A 17,250-nucleotide genomic window follows, 5' to 3' on the forward strand; every position below is an offset into this window, starting at 1 on the left:
CCACCCGGGGTAAAAAGCAGACTATTTAGTTAACAATCTCATCAACGGAAGCCGATTCGTTCCTGGAAAGGTTGATTCCCAGGTTCGCTGCGGCCCGCTCGAGGTCGTCGTCATCGCTGTCGCGCATTTCAATGGTCTGGCCATCGCTGGACAGGACTTCCACGTTCAGGCACAGGGCCTGCAGTTCCTTCAACAACACCTTGAAGGACTCGGGGATGCCTGGCTCAGGGATGTTCTCGCCCTTGACGATGGCTTCGTAGACCTTGACGCGGCCGACGATGTCATCGCTCTTGATGGTGAGCAGTTCCTGCAGGGTGTAGGCGGCGCCGTAAGCCTGCATGGCCCAGCACTCCATTTCACCGAAGCGCTGTCCACCGAACTGCGCCTTACCGCCGAGAGGCTGCTGCGTGATCATCGAGTACGGACCCGTGGAACGAGCGTGGATCTTGTCGTCAACGAGGTGCAGCAGTTTGATGATGTACATGTAGCCCACGGAGACCGGGTACGGGAACGGTTCCCCGGTACGGCCATCGATCAGCTGAGCCTTGCCGTCTTGCTTGACGAGGCGCTCGCCATCCCGGGTGGGGGTGGTGGAGCCGAGCAAACCGATGACTTCTTCCTCGGTGGCGCCGTCGAACACGGGGCTGGCGGTGCGGGTCTTAGGACCGTTCTCGCGCTGTTCTTCGCCCAGGTTCTCAGCCCATTCGGGAGAGCCCTCGATCTTCCAACCCTGGTTCGCCACCCAACCGAGGTGGGTCTCCAAGATCTGACCGACGTTCATCCGTCGCGGCACACCGTGCGGGTTGAGGATGATGTCGACGGGCGTGCCATCCTCCAGGAACGGCATGTCCTCGACGGGGAGGATCTTGCCGATAACGCCCTTGTTGCCGTGACGGCCGGCGAGCTTATCGCCGTCCTGGATCTTGCGCTTCTGGGCCACATACACGCGGACCAGCTCGTTGACGCCGGGGGGCAGCTCGGTGCCTTCATCTTCGCGGCTAAAGACGCGAATACCGATGACCTTGCCGGTCTCACCGTGCGGGACCTTCAGCGAGGTGTCGCGAACTTCGCGAGCCTTCTCACCGAAAATGGCGCGCAGCAAACGCTCTTCCGGGGTCAGCTCGGTCTCGCCCTTGGGCGTGACCTTCCCGACCAGCACGTCGCCGTCCTGGACCTCGGCGCCGATGCGGATGATGCCGCGATCGTCGAGGTCGGCCAGAACTTCGTCGGAGACGTTGGGGATGTCACGGGTGATCTCTTCCGGGCCAAGCTTCGTGTCGCGGGCGTCGATCTCATGCTCCTCGATGTGAATCGAGGTGAGGACGTCGTCCTGGACGATGCGTTGGCTCAGAATGATGGCGTCTTCGAAGTTGTGACCCTCCCATGGCATGAAGGCCACGAGCAGGTTCTTGCCGAGGGCCATTTCGCCTTCGTCGGTGCACGGTCCGTCAGCCAGAACCTGGCCGGCTTCCACGCGCTGTCCCTCGTGGACGACCGGCTTCTGGTTGAAGCTGGTGCCCTGGTTGGAACGGCGGAACTTGTGGAGGCGGTAGGTGCGGTGCTGTCCGTCATCTGCCATCACCGAGACGAAGTCGGCGGTAACCTCTTCGACCACGCCGGCTTTTTCGTTGACAACAACGTCGCCAGCATCGACTGCGGCGCGCAGTTCCATGCCGGTCCCGACCAGCGGAGCTTCCGAGCGCAACAGCGGCACCGACTGGCGCTGCATGTTGGCGCCCATCAGCGCGCGGTTGGCTTCGTCATGCTCCAGGAACGGAATCATGGCGGTTGCGACGGAGACGAGCTGGCGCGGCGAGACGTCCATGTACTGGACCTCTGAAGGTGCGACAGAGTCGACCTCTCCCCCGCGGCGGCGAGCCAAAACCCGAGCCTCGGTGAAGTTGTTCTTCCCATCGATCTTGGCATTCGCCTGCGCGATGATGAAGCGGTCTTCCTCATCCGCTGTCAAGTAGTCGACCTGGTCCGTGACCTGGCCGTCTTCAACAAGGCGGTACGGGGACTCGATGAAGCCGAACGGGTTGACCCGGGCGAACGTGGACAGCGAACCGATGAGGCCGATGTTCGGGCCTTCCGGGGTCTCGATTGGGCACATCCGGCCGTAGTGGGACGGGTGCACATCGCGAACCTCGAGGGAGGCTCGCTCACGAGACAAACCACCCGGGCCGAGTGCGGACAGCCGGCGCTTGTGAGTCAGGCCCGCGAGCGGGTTGGTCTGGTCCATGAACTGCGACAACTGGCTGGTGCCGAAGAACTCCTTGATGGAGGCAACGACGGGCCGGATGTTAATCAGGGTCTGCGGGGTGATGGCTTCGCGATCCTGGGTGGTCATCCGCTCGCGGACAACGCGCTCCATCCGGGACAGACCCACGCGGATCTGGTTTTGGATGAGCTCGCCAACCGTACGAAGGCGACGGTTACCGAAGTGGTCGATATCGTCCGTTTCAACGACGCGCTCGACGCCGTTGGGTGCCCACATCTCGTCTCCCTGATGCAAACGCAACAGGTACTCAACGGTGGCGACCAAGTCGTCCTCGGTGAGGGTGCCGACGGAAATAGGCGCGGTTTGACCGAGCTTCTTGTTCAGCTTGTAACGGCCGACCTTGGCCAGGTCGTAGCGCTTGTCCTTGAAGAACAAGTTCTCCAGCAGGGCCTGCGCGCTTTCGCGGGTGGGCGGCTCGCCAGGACGAAGTTTGCGGTAAATATCCAGCAGTGCCTCGTCGGTGCCGGCGATGTGGTCCTTTTCCAAGGTGCCCATCAATACGGGGGACCAGGAGAAACGCTCACGAATGCGGTCAGCATCCCAGCCGAGGGCCTTCAACAGCACGGTGACGGGCTGGCGGCGCTTGCGGTCGATGCGGACACCGATGGTGTCGCGCTTGTCGATGTCGAACTCCAGCCACGCTCCACGGCTCGGGATCACCTTGACGGCGAACACTTCTTTGCCCGCGAGCTTGTCCATGGTGCGGTCGAAGTACACACCGGGGGAACGGACGAGCTGGGAAACCACGACACGCTCGGTGCCGTTGATGATGAAGGTGCCCTTGCTCGTCATCATGGGGAAGTCACCCATGAAGACTGTCTGGGACTTGATCTCGCCGGTCTCGCCGTTCATAAATTCGGCGGTGACGAACAGTGGTGCCGAGTAGGTCATGTCCTTGTCGCGGCACTCCTCCTCGGTAGCTTTGACCTCGTCGAATCTAGGGTCGAAGAAGCGCAGCGAAAGTTCGCCGGAGAAATCTTCGATGGGGGAAATTTCGGCAAGGATCTCGTCGAGTCCGCTGAGGGTAGCTGGATCTTCCTGACGCGCCTTCCATTCCGCTTTGCCGACTAACCAGTCGAACGAATCGGTTTGCAGGGCGAGAAGATTGGGAACCTCCAACGGTTCCCGGAGCTTCGCAAAGGAAACTCTTCTGGGAGCACCGGGATGGCTCTTCAACAAAGAGTTACCGGAGGTTTCGGGCGTGCTGGTGACTGCCAAGATTCGTCCTTCCAAGGACATGCGCCGTCTGTATCTTCACTTTTCTGGCGGCCGCAGCGAGGTGCGTTACCACGGCCTGGTAGATCTGTGGTGCTGTAAATCTGAAGCTGTTCTTCCGAAACTGCCTTCGCTGTCTGCTGACACTCGCTCTGATGACCGCTGACCAGGCAAGTCGTCGTTGTGCGAGCACAAGGGTGACTCAAGGGTCGAGGGGCTTCAGCACGAGGGCAGCACAAAGAGGGCAGCGCAAAGTTCCAGCATAGCGACGGCAAGCAACTATGTCCACTCATCGGGCCTGTGACCCGCTACACTGCTGCCTCCCCTGCCCTGGGGTGGTGCGCAGCGGGCACATCCTCTTCCCTGATCAAGCGGGGGCCGCGAAGCCTTGGTAATCGCGCTCGAGTCGTAGAAAGAGCTGGTCAGAACCGGCAATGAGTGGACCGACTTTGCTGAAACCAAGCCTGAACCCTGAGCGTCGATTCGTCAAGACTCACACGCTGCGCGAGTCCTTTCCGTGACCTGTTCGCTTCGCGTTCCGCACCCCCAAATCCGGCGCGGCCTGCGCAAACACATCTTTCAGGGCAGTTTTTGCCGCCAGATACCCGGCCATCCCGTTCACACCCGGACCCGGCGGTGTCGATGACGAACACAGGTACACCCCGGAAGGGGGGTACGCCACGGGGTACGGCTTAGTATGGGCCGCTTCAGCAACTGCCGGATGCTTACCTCACCAGCGCTGAAGTCGCCGCCGATGTAGTTCGGGTTGTAGTCGGCCAGGCCTGCGGCGGTGACGCTCCTACTGCTGACGATGACGTCGCGGAAGGCGGGCGCGAATTCTTCGATCCGTCTGATGATCGGCTCCGTCATATCCAAGCCGCTGCCCGATGGCACATGGCAATACGCCCAGAGCGTCGAAAAGCCCTGCGGTGCGCGCCCCGGATCGCAGATCGAAGGCTGCGACAGCAGGACGTAAGGCTTCTCCGGAACCCGCCCGGCAGCCACATCCGCTTCGGCCGCAGCTACCTCCGCCCGACTGCCGCCCAGGTGCAGGGTGGGGGCCGCCGCGAGTTGCGGGTCTGCCCATGGGACGGGTCCGGACAGCACGAAGTCGACCTTTGCCGCGCCGTCCCCGTACCGGAAGCCTTTGAGGGTTCGCCGATATTTGTCCGGAAGCCGCGAGCCGGCAATGTCGAGCAGCCCTCTCGGGGCGACGTCGAGCAGAACGACCTTCGCGCGTCCTAACTCGGCGAGATCCGTTACCAGCACGCCCGTTTCGACCGTTCCCCCATGCTCGAGGATGTCGTCGATCATCGCGTTGGCGATCGATACCGAGCCGCCGATGGGGACCGGCCACCCTACGGCGTGGCCCAGGGTGGCGAGCAGCAGGCCAGCGCCGGAAGTGGCGAGGCTGGGCATCGCACCGATGGAGTGCGCGTTGACCCCGGACAGCATCGCGGGCGCAACGTCACCACGAAATCGCATGTTCCACGCCGGGCTGCCCTGCTCCAACACCCGCAGCCCGAACAGCGCGGTCGTAACCGGGTGACGCGGGAGCTGCAACAACTGATTCGAAGTGAACTCGACAATGTCGCGGTACCGGCCCACCAGGGGATTAAACAGTCTGCGCCAGGAGTCGCCGTCGACGCCCAGTTCAGCCGCCGTCCGGTCCAGGTCCTTGTACGCAATTCCGGATACCCCCTGCCGTAGCGGATGGGCATAGGAGATCTCCGGCACGACCAACTCGATGCGGTTGACGAGCTCGAAATCTCGGAAAAAGGGCGACACCAACGCCAGCGGATGCACCGCGGAGCAGATATCGTGCACCGCGTCGGGCATCATCAACTCGGTCGTTCGCAGCCCGCCGCCGAGGGTAGGCGCCTGCTCCAGAACGGAAACCTTCAGTCCCGCTCGGGCCATCGTCACAGCCGCTGCAAGCCCGTTGGGCCCGCTCCCGACGACGACGACATCAGGGTCGCTCACGCGGTGCTGCCGCTGTCGGTGTTCACCCTTGTAAAGGTACGCAACCGGGGAGGCGCTCGGTGGGCCACATCTGCGCCGAGCGGTGCGCTGTTACGAGAATCTCGGCGGATTTCTTCGCACAGCCCACCGCTCGGCGATAGGGGAGCAACTAGGCGGGCTGCTGCTGCGTGATGCAGTGGATTCCCCCGCCGCGGGCGAATAGCTCCCGCGCATCAACCGAAACCACCGTGCGTCCCGGATAGGCGTCGGCGAGGATCCCCGCGGCCGCGTCGTCGTGCGGGTCGCCAAAGGAGCACGCGATGACGCCGCCGTTGCAGACCAGGTGGTTGACGTAGCTGTAGTCGACCGGGCCGTGCTCGTCGCGCAAGGTCTGGGGCGCCGGCAGGGAAAGGATCTCCCAGTCCGGAAGGTCAGCCGTCAACCTGGCACGCAACTCGGCGCTGACGGTGTAGTCGGGGTGACTGCTGTTTCGCTGGTCGTGGAGCAATACAGCGCTGGAGTCGGCAGCAGTGGCCAACAGATCAACATGGCCGCGCGTGCCGAACTCGTCATAGTCCCTGCTCAGACCGCGTTCGAACCAGACAACCGTGGAAGCGCCGATGGTGCGGGAGAGTTCTGCCTCCACCTGCTGGCGGGTCCAATCCGGGTTGCGTCCCGCGCCGCGCTGAACGGTCTCGGTGACCATCACCAGGCCGGCGCCGTCCACGTGGATCGCGCCGCCCTCGTTCACCATCGGGGAGCTGACGATGGTCGCGCCCGCCCACTCGGCGACCTGACGGGCCACCTTTGCGTCCTTCTCCCAGCTCGCCCAGGACTGCTGCCCCCAGCCGTTGAACACCCAATCCACGGCACCCAGGGTCCCGGTGGCTTGGTCGATGACGAAGCTGGGGCCCATATCGCGCATCCAGGCGTCATCGAGCGGACAGCAGAGCAACTCGATGTCGCCGCTCAGCCACTTCCTCGCGACCTCCAGTGCCGCCGGATCCACGACCATCTTCACCGGCTCGAACTCAGCGACGGCGTGCGCTACCGAGGTCCATGCCGCGCGCGCCGCGTCAGCTTCTGCCGCAGTCTCCCCCAGCGTGTACCCACTGCTGGGCCACGCCATCCAGGTCGCGGCGTGGGGCGCGGTCTCTGCCGGCATCAACCACCGGGGCGCATCCTCTGGTGGTGGGGTCACTGCGCGATTCCCGCGACCGGCACCGACAGGGCGCCATACGTCTCAGGCCTGCGGGTACGAAGGAACGGGAATAGATCGAGCCAGTCCCTGCGCATGTCCAGATCCAAATCTGCCAACAGCACCGCCTCTGTATCCCGAGGGGCCTGCGCCAGAATCCGACCGTACGGATCAACGATGAATGACGAACCGTAAAACTCTACCAATCCCTCGTGCCCGATCCGGTTGGGGACGGCGATGAACACACCGTTGGAGATCGCGTGACCGACGATGACCTGCTGCCACAGCGGCTGCGTGTCGAAGGCCGGGTGGCCCGGTTCCGACCCGATCGCGGTCGGGTAGGCGAGCAGGTCGGCGCCGCCCAACGCGTATATCCGGGCCACCTCGGGGAACCACTCGTCCCAGCAGGTCGGCAGCCCCACGCCCACGTCGCCCAGATCCGAGAAACGGTGTACCGCATAGCTTTCCGGATTAGCCGGGCCGGGGCGGAAGAACTTGTCCTCGTAATAGCCCTCGGTGACAGGGATATGCAGCTTGTGGGTGCGCGCCACCAACTCCCCCGCCGGGTTCACCACGAACGCGGTGTTCAGGCCCAACCCGTCAGCTGCGTCGGCCTTTTGGTACAGCGAGGCGTGCACCAGCACCTCGTGGCGCGCAGCGGCGGCGGTCGCAAAAGCGAAAGTCGGACCCGTCATCAGGTCTTCGGCGATGTCGCTAGCCACACCTGTCGGCAGCGTATCGGCCGGGTACCGGGACAGCGTCAACTCAGGCAGGAAGACGATCTTTGCGCCGCCGTCCGCGGCCTGGCCAATTGCGCCGGTCAGTACGTCGACCAATTCCGCCGGGTCAGCGCGCCACCGGTGTTGCACAAGGCCCACCCGAAGCGATCCGCGTTCGGGGTCGTGCACCCTCGCCGGCGAATCGTACGCGGCAGCCGAGGTGATCACCGGCATTGAGGAAGTCATGTGAGGTTCTCCATCCATTATTGATGGTTGGAATCTACCCGTCGCCAGGGTGGCCAAAGCCCATAATCGCGGCGCGCATCGCCGCCACCGGATCGAAATGCATCTCATTCATTGCCATCTGATCCACTACGAGACCGTTGGCGTAGGAAAGGAGCCAACGGGCTCGGCGCTCAACATCATCTGTGATGCCTGCGCGCCGCAGCAGTCGTTCCATGGCTCCGCACCAAAGTTCGTTCGTTGCAACCACACTGGCGTGCAGTGACGGGTCGATGGCCGCCTCGGTAAACATCACTGCGGCAGCGCCCGCGACGGTGATTCCGGGGCCGAGCGTCATCTTCATGCTGAAACCTAAGGCCTGGATCAAGCCCTCGATATCGGACACCGGGGCAGCATCAACAGAGGAAATTGTTGCCTCGATCAGCTCGGCGAGACGCCCGAAAGTTGCGGTGGTTAAATCGGCCCGAGTGCGAAAGTAGTTGGACGTGGTCCCAGCGGGTACCGCGCTTTGCAGATCGACGGCTCGGTGTGTGAGGCCCCGGATACCGCCGCGTGCCACGACCGTAATAGCCGCGTCTAGCACTTCTTCCCTGCGTCCCATAACCCCACCTTCCCAAGTTCCCACTATAGAAAAAAGGGGCGGACCCGAATACCGGACCCGCCCCTTTTCGTGGTGCGGCACTACTAACTCCGGCTAGCCGGAGTGTGAACAACGAACTACTTGACGGTGGCCTTGGCGCCGGCCTCTTCGAGCTTGGCCTTGGCTGCCTCTGCAGCGGCCTTGTCGACCTTCTCCAAGATTGCCTTCGGAGCGGCGTCAACCAGGTCCTTGGCTTCCTTGAGTCCCAGACCGGAGACGAGCTCGCGGACGGCCTTAATGACCTGGACCTTCTTCTCGCCAGCGGACTCGAGGATGACGTCGAACTCGTCCTGCTCGGCTTCGGCCTCGGCCGGAGCAGCAGCGCCACCGGCGGCGGCAACGGCAACCGGAGCGGCCGCGGTCACGCCGAAGGTGTCTTCAAACTGCTTGATGAACTCGCTGAGCTCAATCAGGGTCAGTTCCTTGAAGGCTTCGAGCAATTCGTCGGAGGAGAGCTTTGCCATGATGGCGTCCTTTCAATACAACGCCCGCGATGCGGGTAGTCGGTGTGGTGTCAGATCGGGCTGAACTGACTTAGGTGGAACGTGTCAGCTCAGGCCTGGTCGGCCGGGGCCTCGGTGCTTGCGGCTTCTGCCTGCTGAACTTCCTCGTTGGGGACTTCTTCAGCAGGAATGTCTCCACCAGGAATGTCTGCAGCGGGAGCGTCAGCGGCGTCGACAGTTTCATCGACTGATGCAGCTTCGCCTGCTGCATCTTCGGCCTCGGCGCCATCGGGGAGGGTCTCCCCAGCTTCGGCCTTCTTGTCCGCGAGAGCCTGGGCAAGCCGGGCCATCTGGGACGGAAGCTGAGCGAAGAGAACAGCAGCCTTCGTCAGGTTGCCCTTCATTGCGCCAGCGAACTTGGCCAAGAGAACCTCGCGGCTCTCCAAATCTGCCAGCTTCGCAACATCGGCGACCTGGAGCGGCTTGCCATCAAGCACACCGCCCTTGATCACCAGAAGCGGGTTGGTCTTAGCGAAATCACGAATGGCCTTGGCCGCTTCGCTGGGCTCGCCCTTCACAAATGCGATGGCCGTCGGACCGATGAGCAGGTCGTCGAGACCTTCCACTCCGGCGTCGGCGGCTGCGCGCTTGACGAAGGTGTTTTTGGCGACGGTGTAGCTGGTGGTCGAACCGAGGTCGCGGCGAAGCTGCGTGAGCTGCTTCATCGTGAGGCCACGGTATTCGGTGATGACTGCGGCCGAGGAGGTGCGGAATTCTTCCGCGATCTCGGCGACGGTCGCAACCGATTGTGCCTTTACCATCTCGTCTCCTTCCTTGAAATCTGTGCGTCCCGATAGCGAAGAGCTATCGGCCACTGAAAATAGGCTGCAGAGGGCTTGGACAAAGAAAAACGCCCCGGCGCGGTGGCACGGGGCGTGAAATATCGCTGATCAGCGCAATCTAACCTCGTCCTCCTACGCTGGCGTCCGGCTGGGCCGAACCTTCGTCTTCGCAACCCCATAAGGGCGCGGAGCAACCGACGGTCTGTGGTGGATCTAGATAGACACTAGTACAGGGGCCTGCGCAGGGCAAATTTTGAATTTCGACCACGGTTCACAACTTTTGTAGTTGAATCAGACAATCCACTCTAAAGTCCCAACCGTCATCGGAGATCCCCGTGTCCACAGGTCTAGAAATTCGTTCAACAGGGCGACAGGCGAGCGCTCTTGTCGCGACCGTCGCGCTGGGCGCCATGGTCGCCCTCGCTTTCGCGCCCGCAGCATCCGCAGCGCCCGCAGGTGTCGCCGTTTCGGTGCAGAAGGCATGGGTCGATGGCCAGCAAGGCGACGTCGCAACCCCCACCATCTTCAGCGGAGAGAATGGCAATAGCGCTATTTCCACCGCTACGGGTGCGCCAGGAACTTTCGTAGACACTGCTCACGTCGCCTCCATCACCGTCGATCCTAATTCGACCGTTGGAATCTATGAGACCCTCGGCGAAGGCAACGTGGCCAGCTACAACGCGAAGGTCAACTGTATCGACGCGAATGCCGTCCCCGTGACAACGAAGGTGACCGAGGGCGGCTGGTCCCTCGTTGCTGGCCAGGGAGTCGTCGCTATCACCTGCACTCTTACCAACACCAACAGCACCCCCACCCTCACTCTGCACAAGGTGTGGGTCAACGGTCAACAAGGCGACAGCGCGGAGCTCAGTCTCACCCCCATGAGCCAATTAGCGGGTCTTACCCCGGATAACTTGGGCACCGTCACCGCGTCCTCTACAGTCCCGGCTAATCCTGGCCCCGTCTACGAGGACATGACCAACGTCGTGACCGTGCCACTTCCAATGGGTTCCATCGATCTCAACGAAGTTCTTGGCGCAAACAATGTCGGCGGTTACACATCGTCGCTATTCTGCGATACGTCGGGCTTGCTCAACACCAGCGAAGAGGGTCAGGTCACACTCTTTCCTGCGACATTTGAAGTGTCGGGCGAACCGTCGGACGTCGATTGCACTTTGACCAACACGCGCACCCAGGCAACGGTCAGCGCCCAAAAGGCGTGGAATAACGGCATTGCTGGTGACATCGCCAACATCCGGGTTGCCTCCGAGACACCCGGCAACGTGGGACTCACGGCGTCAACCGCCACCGGGCAGGCCGGGCTCTACACCGACGTAGCCCACATCGCTTCTGTCACCGGATTTTCTGGCGAACAAATGCTGGTCCGCGAGGATCCGACCGGGAAAGAAATTCATGACTACACCTACACGGTGCAGTGCACAGACGGCGCCAACGCAGTACCCGCGCTGAAGGCAGACGGCGGAGGCTACTTGGTCAACGCCTCGAAGACGTCCAAGCCAATCCTGTGCACCGTCACCAACACACCCGTGGTTGTCACCACCACTTCCACGACACCCACCACTTCCACGACACCCACCTCGAGTGCGACATCGCCGACATCGGCGACCTCGACTGCCTCGACCACCAGCGTGTCGACTTCCGGAACTCCCACTACCTCAGCCGCAGCTGGCACTGCTGGCTCGATCCAATCAGGCGGCAAGGCCCTCGCTACCACTGGCTTCAACGTAGCTGGCGCCATCGCGGCGACAGCGATGCTGGTGTTGGCTGGCGCCGGCTTCTTAATCGCCGCACGGCGCAGAGCGCGCGCCTGACAGGCCGCACTTACCGCGTTGTCACGACCGCTGGGTCCGGGGCAAGAATAGTGAGCGGTTCGTCAAAGTGAGCAAACGCGATGATGTTCTGTTCGGCCCCGGGACCAGCGCCGACGTCTTGCATGATCTGTATCGGCAGCCCGCGATCGGGATCAAGCCAGAAGGTGATCGGCAGTGTTGATCCGCCTCGCTCAGCTATGTCGCGGAACAACATTTTGTGCTGTTCGGCAAGCGCCAGTTCTTCAATACGGGACAGATCTATATAAGACTGGTAGCTGTCGGCATTTGTTCCGTTCAATGAGCCGACGCCAAGATGCGTGGTATCAGAGGCCAGCTTCAAAAGTTCCGCGTAGATCCCTACCGCGGTGGTGGTAGCCGCCAGGTGCAAAGACTCGTACAGGCCCATTGTTTGGGCGTCTCGTGCCTGCTCCGACAGTTCCACCCATTCGCCAGGCTGGGTGATCCCGGTGGCAGAGAAATAGATGACGCCATTCACATAGATCGTCGCTAAGTCCCGGGTGCCCGACCCGTACAACTGTTGGCTGCTCGCGGTGATATTTCCCGACTCGAAAATCTGGCTCATATCGGCAATATCGACGATCGAGCCGTTGCTCCGGACGCTCGTCACCGCAGTCATTCTCGACAGGCCCGTCATGCCTTCTTCCATCCGCTGCAGCAGTTGAGCGGCGATAGGGTCGCTAATGTCGTCGAGACTGGCGGGCCCAGCGGAAGTGGGCCCAGCGGAAGTAGGCCCAGCGGAGGTAGGCCCAGCGGAAGCGGGCCCAGCGGAAGTAGGCCCAGCGGAAGTAGGCCCAGCGGAAGTAGGCCCAGCGGAAGTAGGCCCAGCGGAAGTAGGCCCAGCGGAAGTAGGCGCCGAAGTAACAGGCGCTGAGGTTTTTCCCAGAGACCGACTGACTGCGACGGCGTTCCCCGCCTCAAGTTGCACGCCGCAGCCGGTCGGCAACACTATCCCCGGCAGAAGCAATCCCATGATAAGCACTATCCGCGCCCGCAGCACCCTCACTGACACCACCGCTTGCACCGGGCGCGTCATTCGATTAATCCACCCCTGTTGCGTCATACCGTCCCCCGTACAACTTGTCGTGAGACGTCAGCGTAGCTGCCCACCAACGCACTCAGCCCCGATGCGCACCTGGCAGGCGCATCGGGGCTGAGTGAAAAAGCTGTGCTCGCGAGAGCGTTTCGAAGGACTATTCAGCAACTTCCATCAGGTTGCGCTGGCGCATCGGGTCAACGGCTATGCCGGGGCCCATCGTGGTCGCAAAGACGACCTTCTTCAGGTAGCGGCCCTTAGCCGTGGAGGGCTTCGAGCGAAGGATTTCGTCCAATGCAGCAGCGTAGTTCTCGACAAGCTTCTCGGTCGGGAAAGAGGCCTTGCCGATGACGATGTGCAGGTTGGCAGCCTTGTCAACGCGGAAGTTGATCTTTCCGCCTTTGATTTCGGTGACAGCCTTGGTGACATCGGCGGTGACGGTGCCGGTTTTCGGGTTCGGCATCAAGCCGCGCGGCCCCAGGACACGCGCGATTCGGCCAATCTTTGCCATCTGGTCCGGGGTAGCAACAGCGGCATCGAATTCAAGCCAGCCACCCTGGATGCGGGCGATCAAGTCGTCTGAGCCAACGACGTCGGCGCCAGCTGCTTCAGCTTCAGCGGCCTTGTCGCCAACGGCAAAGACGATAACGCGAGCGGTCTTACCGGTGCCGTGCGGCAAGTTGACGGTTCCACGAACCATCTGATCGGCCTTGCGGGGATCGACACCCAACACCATGGCGACCTCAACGGTGGCATCCATTTTGGTGGGTGAGGTCTCCTTGGCCAGCTTGGCAGCCTCGAGCGGCGAGTACAGCCGATCACGGTCAACCAGCTCTGCAACCTTGTTATAAGCCTTGCTGCGCTTCATGGTGTATCTCCAATACTTCGTTAAAGGGAGTTGTGGTTATTCGGAGCCAGCGCGGGCCCCAACCACGTACTGCTGTGGTGTACTGCGAAAGCTCACTACTACGCGGTGACGGTGATACCCATGGAGCGGGCGGTACCGGCGATGATCTTCGCGGCGGCATCAACGTCATTGGCGTTGAGGTCGACCTGCTTCAAAGCCGCAATTTCGCGGATCTGGGCATCCGTCACCGAAGCAACCTTGACGGTGTGCGGGGTGCCGGAACCCTTTTCGACGCCAGCAGCCTTGAGGATCAGGCGTGCAGCGGGCGGGGTCTTGAGCTTGAAGTCGAACGAGCGATCTTCGTATACGGAGATTTCGACGGGAACAACGTCGCCGCGCTGGGATTCTGTGGCCAAGTTGTAGGCCTTGCAGAACTCCATGATGTTGACGCCGTGCTGGCCGAGGGCTGGGCCCACGGGCGGTGCCGGGTTAGCGAGACCCGCTTTGATCTGCAGCTTGATAACCGCTGCAAGCTTCTTCTTCTTGGGAGGCATTTTTCTTCCTGGGGGGTTGGGGTGTTGTGGCTCAACAATGCTGCAACGAAATAACTGCCAGGGTTATTTCGCGCCGATGAGCCTTAGAGCTTCGAGACCTGGCTGAATGTCAGCTCCACCGGGGTCTCACGTCCGAAGATGGACACCAAGACCTTCAGTTTCTGCTGGTCAGCGTTGATCTCATTGATAGTCGCCGGCAGGGTGGCGAACGGGCCATCCATGACCGTGACCGACTCGCCGACCGAATAGTCGACCTCAGTGATGACCGGGGCGCGCCCGGACGAGTTGGCCTTGTCGGATGCCTTCTTCGGGGCAACCGGGGCCAAGATCTTGACGACGTCGTTGATGGACAACGGCGAAGGTTTGGAGTTGGCGCCGACAAAGCCGGTGACGCCAGGGGTGTTCCGCACCGCTGACCAAGAGCCATCGGTCAGTTCCATCCGGACCAAAATGTAACCGGGGTAGACCCGACGCAGGACCTTCTTGGGCTGACCGTTCTTGATCTCGGTGACTTCTTCTTCCGGGACCTCAATTTGGAAGATGAAATCCTCCATGTCGAGGGACTTGATGCGGTTCTCGAGGTTGGCCTTGACCTTCTTCTCGTACCCAGAGTAAGAGTGCACTACGTACCAGTCGCCCGGTGCTCGAGCCAAGGCCTGACGCATTTCTGCGGTGGGGTCGGGCTCACCATCTACTGCAGCTTCGATGACGGGCTCAGAAACGTCAGCCAATTCGGCCGCGGCTAGATCTGACGCGTCGGGGACCAGCAGACCTTCGGATTCGGCTTCGCTGTAATCGATCGATCCGTCGCTGGAATCGCTGTCAGCCAGCGACGCACCGGCGGCCGTGCTGGCGTCGGCAGCAAATTCCTGCTCGTCGCTTACGGGCTGGTCGGGGGTCGACATGCCTGACTCACTTTCCTTGAAAAGAACATGGGAACTGCTGTGCACTACTGAAATTCGCGTGGACAGATTTAACCGAAAATCTCCTTGACACCAAAGTGGAACAGGAGATCGAGCCCGGCAACCAATGCGACCATAAAGATAAGGAACGTAATGACGACAATCGTGTAAGTCACCATCTGCTTCTGGCTGGGCCAGATCACCTTGCGGAGCTCAGCGATTACCTCGCGGACGAACCGACCCAGGCGCGAGAACGGGTTGTCGCGCCCCTCTTCGGTGTCGCGGGCGCGGGTGGCCACACCCTTCTTCTCCGTTACACCGGAGCGAGCCCCAGCGCGGCGTGCGGCGGCTCGGTTGGAACCTGCTCCTGCCGCGGCGCCGACAGCGGCGGCTTCGAACTCGGCTTCAACGGTGGAATCCACCCCGTCAAATTCGGCTTCGGCTTTCGTCAGGTCGATGTGCGAGTCGGGCGCGACGCCTTCCTCTGCTGCCTCTTCGTCGATTTCAGCCTCGACTTCGTACACGTCGGGGGTGAGTGTCTCAGGGTTGGCCAAGTCTGCGTCGGCGCCCTCAGCTACAAAATCGTGCTCGGCAACAAAATCGTGCTCGGCAACTTCCTCTGCTGCTACCTCGTCCGCTCGTGCATCATTCGACGGCTCAGCGCCGGAAGCGATGCTGTCAGCTGCCTCAGCACCAGCGGTGGGGTCGAGGTTATCGTCCTCATGCCCTTCCCGATCCTTGCTCACACAACCCTCGTCTTCTGCTCTGAACTGCCGAATGTGTCATTAAAGCTCTGCAGGGGTGACAGGACTTGAACCTGCAACCTACGGTTTTGGAGACCGTTGCTCTACCAATTGAGCTACACCCCTTCACTACCTTCGCCTTGTGAGTAAACCAGCCACTCGCACAGGCAAAAGCAGGGCGCAATCCGTCACGGCCCTTTTCACGCGCACGCTCGGAGTACACCCTGGACGTCTTAGTGTAAGGCACCGCGTGCCGGATCGACTAACTGCACCCACCGCATCCTAGATCCATGCCATCTGAACTGAACGGGAAACGGGGCGTGCGGGTTGCTGACCGGCCCTGGAGCACTCTGCAAGGCCGTGAAACGATGATGGCATGACACCAGGAGAGCCCACTACGCCGCCCACCCCCCGGAGCCGGATTTCCCGCCGGGTAGCCGGCATCGCACCTTCAGCCACTCTCGCCGTCGACGCCACAGCCAAGGCGCTCAAGGCCGCGGGCCGACCCGTCATCGGATTCGGGGCGGGCGAGCCCGACTTCCCGACGCCCCAGCCCATCGTGGATGCGGCAATCGCGGCGTGTTCGGTAGTAGCAAATCACCGCTACACACCAGCAGCCGGCCTACCCACCCTGCGGGAGGCAATAGCGGTCAAAACCATGCGCGACTCGGGATACCAGGTCACCGCCTCCCAGGTCCTTATCACCAACGGCGGCAAACAAGCGGTGTACCAAGCCTTCGCAGCACTACTCGACCCGGGCGATGAGGTCCTGTTGCCAGCGCCGTAGTGGACCACCTATCCCGAGGCGACTACTTTGGCCGGGGGTGTGACGGTTCCGATCATCACCGATGCCTCTAGCGGCTATCTGGTGACCGTCGCTCAGCTTGATGCCGCTCGTACCCCGCGCACCAAAGTGCTGCTGTTCTGCTCACCATCTAACCCGACGGGCGCGGTCTACCCGCCAGCCCAGGTGGAAGCCATCGGCCGCTGGGCGGTGGCGAACGGGATCTGGGTGATCACCGATGAGATTTACGAACATTTGGTGTACGGCCAGGCAACACACGTATCGATGCCGGTGGTGGTGCCGGAGTTGGCCGACACATGCATCGTCATCAACGGGGTGGCGAAAACATATGCCATGACGGGCTGGCGCGTTGGCTGGATGATCGGCCCGAATGACGTCATCGCAGCGGCTTCCAATCTGCAGTCGCACCTGACGTCGAACGTCTCAAACGTCGCTCAGCAAGCGGCCCTCACTGCGGTATCCGGTTCCCTCAAGGCCGTCCAAGCAATGCGGGGCGCGTTCGATCGTCGGCGTAAAACGATGGTGGAAATGCTGCGCGCCATCCCCGGAATCGACCTGCCGGGACCGTTCGGAGCTTTCTATGCCTACCCCAGCGTTGTCGGACTGCTCGGCAAGGACTTCGACGGATTCCGACCCGAGACTTCTGCCGAATTGGCGGCGCTCGTACTCGAGAAAGCCGAGGTCGCGGTGGTTCCGGGCGAGGCTTTCGGGACACCCGGATACTTTCGGCTGTCCTATTCCCTCGGCGATGCGGATCTGATCGCTGGAATCGAGCGCATGGGGGCGTTCCTCCGCACCGGGCGATAGCGCTCCTGCCGCACGCCCACTCTCCCTTCGGCTGGCACCCCGCGCGGCGCCACCCCGACGCCCCCCTGGTCACTCCACTCGCGGGAAGAAGCTCCACCTGCAACTGAAGCAAAGCCCTGAATGGGGGCTTGAGAAATGACGACTTCGGAAATGACGGCAGCTG

Annotated in this window: 11 protein-coding genes, 1 tRNA gene and 3 pseudogenes; 2 read left to right on the forward strand and 13 right to left on the reverse strand. The window is 61.9% G+C overall.

Features of this window, described 5'->3' with window-relative positions; genetic code table 11:
* Nucleotides 1-25 precede the first annotated feature (25 nt).
* The 7 genes and pseudogenes from rpoB to rplJ all read right to left on the reverse strand — a co-directional run.
* The gene (rpoB, locus tag EH165_RS11700) at nucleotides 26-3,520 is read right to left on the reverse strand and encodes a DNA-directed RNA polymerase subunit beta (RefSeq protein WP_124799609.1); all 3,495 of its coding nucleotides are present in this window, start codon (nucleotides 3,518-3,520) and stop codon (nucleotides 26-28) included.
* Between the two features lie 469 nt (nucleotides 3,521-3,989).
* A pseudogene (locus EH165_RS11705) lies at nucleotides 3,990-5,416 on the reverse strand (phytoene desaturase family protein).
* Between the two features lie 211 nt (nucleotides 5,417-5,627).
* Nucleotides 5,628-6,623, reverse strand: a complete 996-nt coding sequence (locus EH165_RS11710; RefSeq protein WP_124800489.1) for an agmatine deiminase family protein — start codon at nucleotides 6,621-6,623, stop codon at nucleotides 5,628-5,630.
* Nucleotides 6,624-6,655: 32 nt separating this feature from the next.
* Nucleotides 6,656-7,621 carry a nitrilase-related carbon-nitrogen hydrolase gene (locus EH165_RS11715; RefSeq protein ID WP_239020555.1) on the reverse strand — a complete coding sequence of 322 codons (966 nt, stop codon included), beginning with the start codon at nucleotides 7,619-7,621 and terminating at the stop codon, nucleotides 6,656-6,658.
* Nucleotides 7,622-7,655: 34 nt separating this feature from the next.
* Nucleotides 7,656-8,219: a TetR/AcrR family transcriptional regulator gene (locus tag EH165_RS11720; protein WP_124799610.1), complete on the reverse strand. Its 564-nt coding sequence runs from the start codon at nucleotides 8,217-8,219 to the stop codon at nucleotides 7,656-7,658.
* A gap of 116 nt (nucleotides 8,220-8,335) precedes the next feature.
* Nucleotides 8,336-8,722, reverse strand: coding sequence for a 50S ribosomal protein L7/L12 (gene rplL, locus EH165_RS11725; protein ID WP_124799611.1), 387 nt, complete (start codon nucleotides 8,720-8,722; stop codon nucleotides 8,336-8,338).
* Between the two features lie 278 nt (nucleotides 8,723-9,000).
* Nucleotides 9,001-9,522, reverse strand: a pseudogene (gene rplJ / locus EH165_RS16560) (50S ribosomal protein L10); the annotation flags it as partial.
* Between the two features lie 356 nt (nucleotides 9,523-9,878).
* On the opposite strand from rplJ, the gene EH165_RS11735 reads away from it, so the two are divergent.
* Nucleotides 9,879-11,375, forward strand: a complete 1,497-nt coding sequence (locus tag EH165_RS11735; protein WP_124799613.1) for a hypothetical protein — start codon at nucleotides 9,879-9,881, stop codon at nucleotides 11,373-11,375.
* A gap of 10 nt (nucleotides 11,376-11,385) precedes the next feature.
* Here the strand turns inward: EH165_RS11735 and EH165_RS16235 are convergent, their stop codons facing one another.
* The 6 genes from EH165_RS16235 to EH165_RS11765 all read right to left on the reverse strand — a co-directional run bounded on the left by EH165_RS16235 (nucleotide 11,386) and on the right by EH165_RS11765 (nucleotide 15,601).
* Nucleotides 11,386-12,429, reverse strand: a complete 1,044-nt coding sequence (locus EH165_RS16235; RefSeq protein ID WP_239020556.1) for a hypothetical protein — start codon at nucleotides 12,427-12,429, stop codon at nucleotides 11,386-11,388.
* Between the two features lie 157 nt (nucleotides 12,430-12,586).
* A complete protein-coding gene (gene rplA / locus EH165_RS11745; protein ID WP_124799614.1) occupies nucleotides 12,587-13,297 on the reverse strand; it encodes a 50S ribosomal protein L1 in 711 nt (236 codons plus the stop codon).
* Between the two features lie 98 nt (nucleotides 13,298-13,395).
* Nucleotides 13,396-13,830 carry a 50S ribosomal protein L11 gene (gene rplK, locus EH165_RS11750; RefSeq protein WP_124799615.1) on the reverse strand — a complete coding sequence of 145 codons (435 nt, stop codon included), beginning with the start codon at nucleotides 13,828-13,830 and terminating at the stop codon, nucleotides 13,396-13,398.
* 83 nt (nucleotides 13,831-13,913) lie between these two features.
* Nucleotides 13,914-14,735: a transcription termination/antitermination protein NusG gene (nusG, locus tag EH165_RS11755; RefSeq protein ID WP_124799616.1), complete on the reverse strand. Its 822-nt coding sequence runs from the start codon at nucleotides 14,733-14,735 to the stop codon at nucleotides 13,914-13,916.
* Nucleotides 14,736-14,803: 68 nt separating this feature from the next.
* On the reverse strand, nucleotides 14,804-15,478 hold the full coding sequence (secE, locus tag EH165_RS16240; protein WP_239020557.1) for a preprotein translocase subunit SecE: 675 nt from the start codon (nucleotides 15,476-15,478) through the stop codon (nucleotides 14,804-14,806).
* Between the two features lie 50 nt (nucleotides 15,479-15,528).
* A tRNA-Trp gene (locus EH165_RS11765) sits at nucleotides 15,529-15,601 on the reverse strand.
* Nucleotides 15,602-15,851: 250 nt separating this feature from the next.
* Between EH165_RS11765 and EH165_RS11770 the strand changes: the two are divergent.
* Nucleotides 15,852-17,087: pseudogene (locus EH165_RS11770) on the forward strand (pyridoxal phosphate-dependent aminotransferase).
* The last annotated feature ends 163 nt before the right edge of the window (nucleotides 17,088-17,250 follow it).

Source organism: Nakamurella antarctica (assembly GCF_003860405.1).
GTDB lineage: Bacteria > Actinomycetota > Actinomycetes > Mycobacteriales > Nakamurellaceae > Nakamurella > Nakamurella antarctica.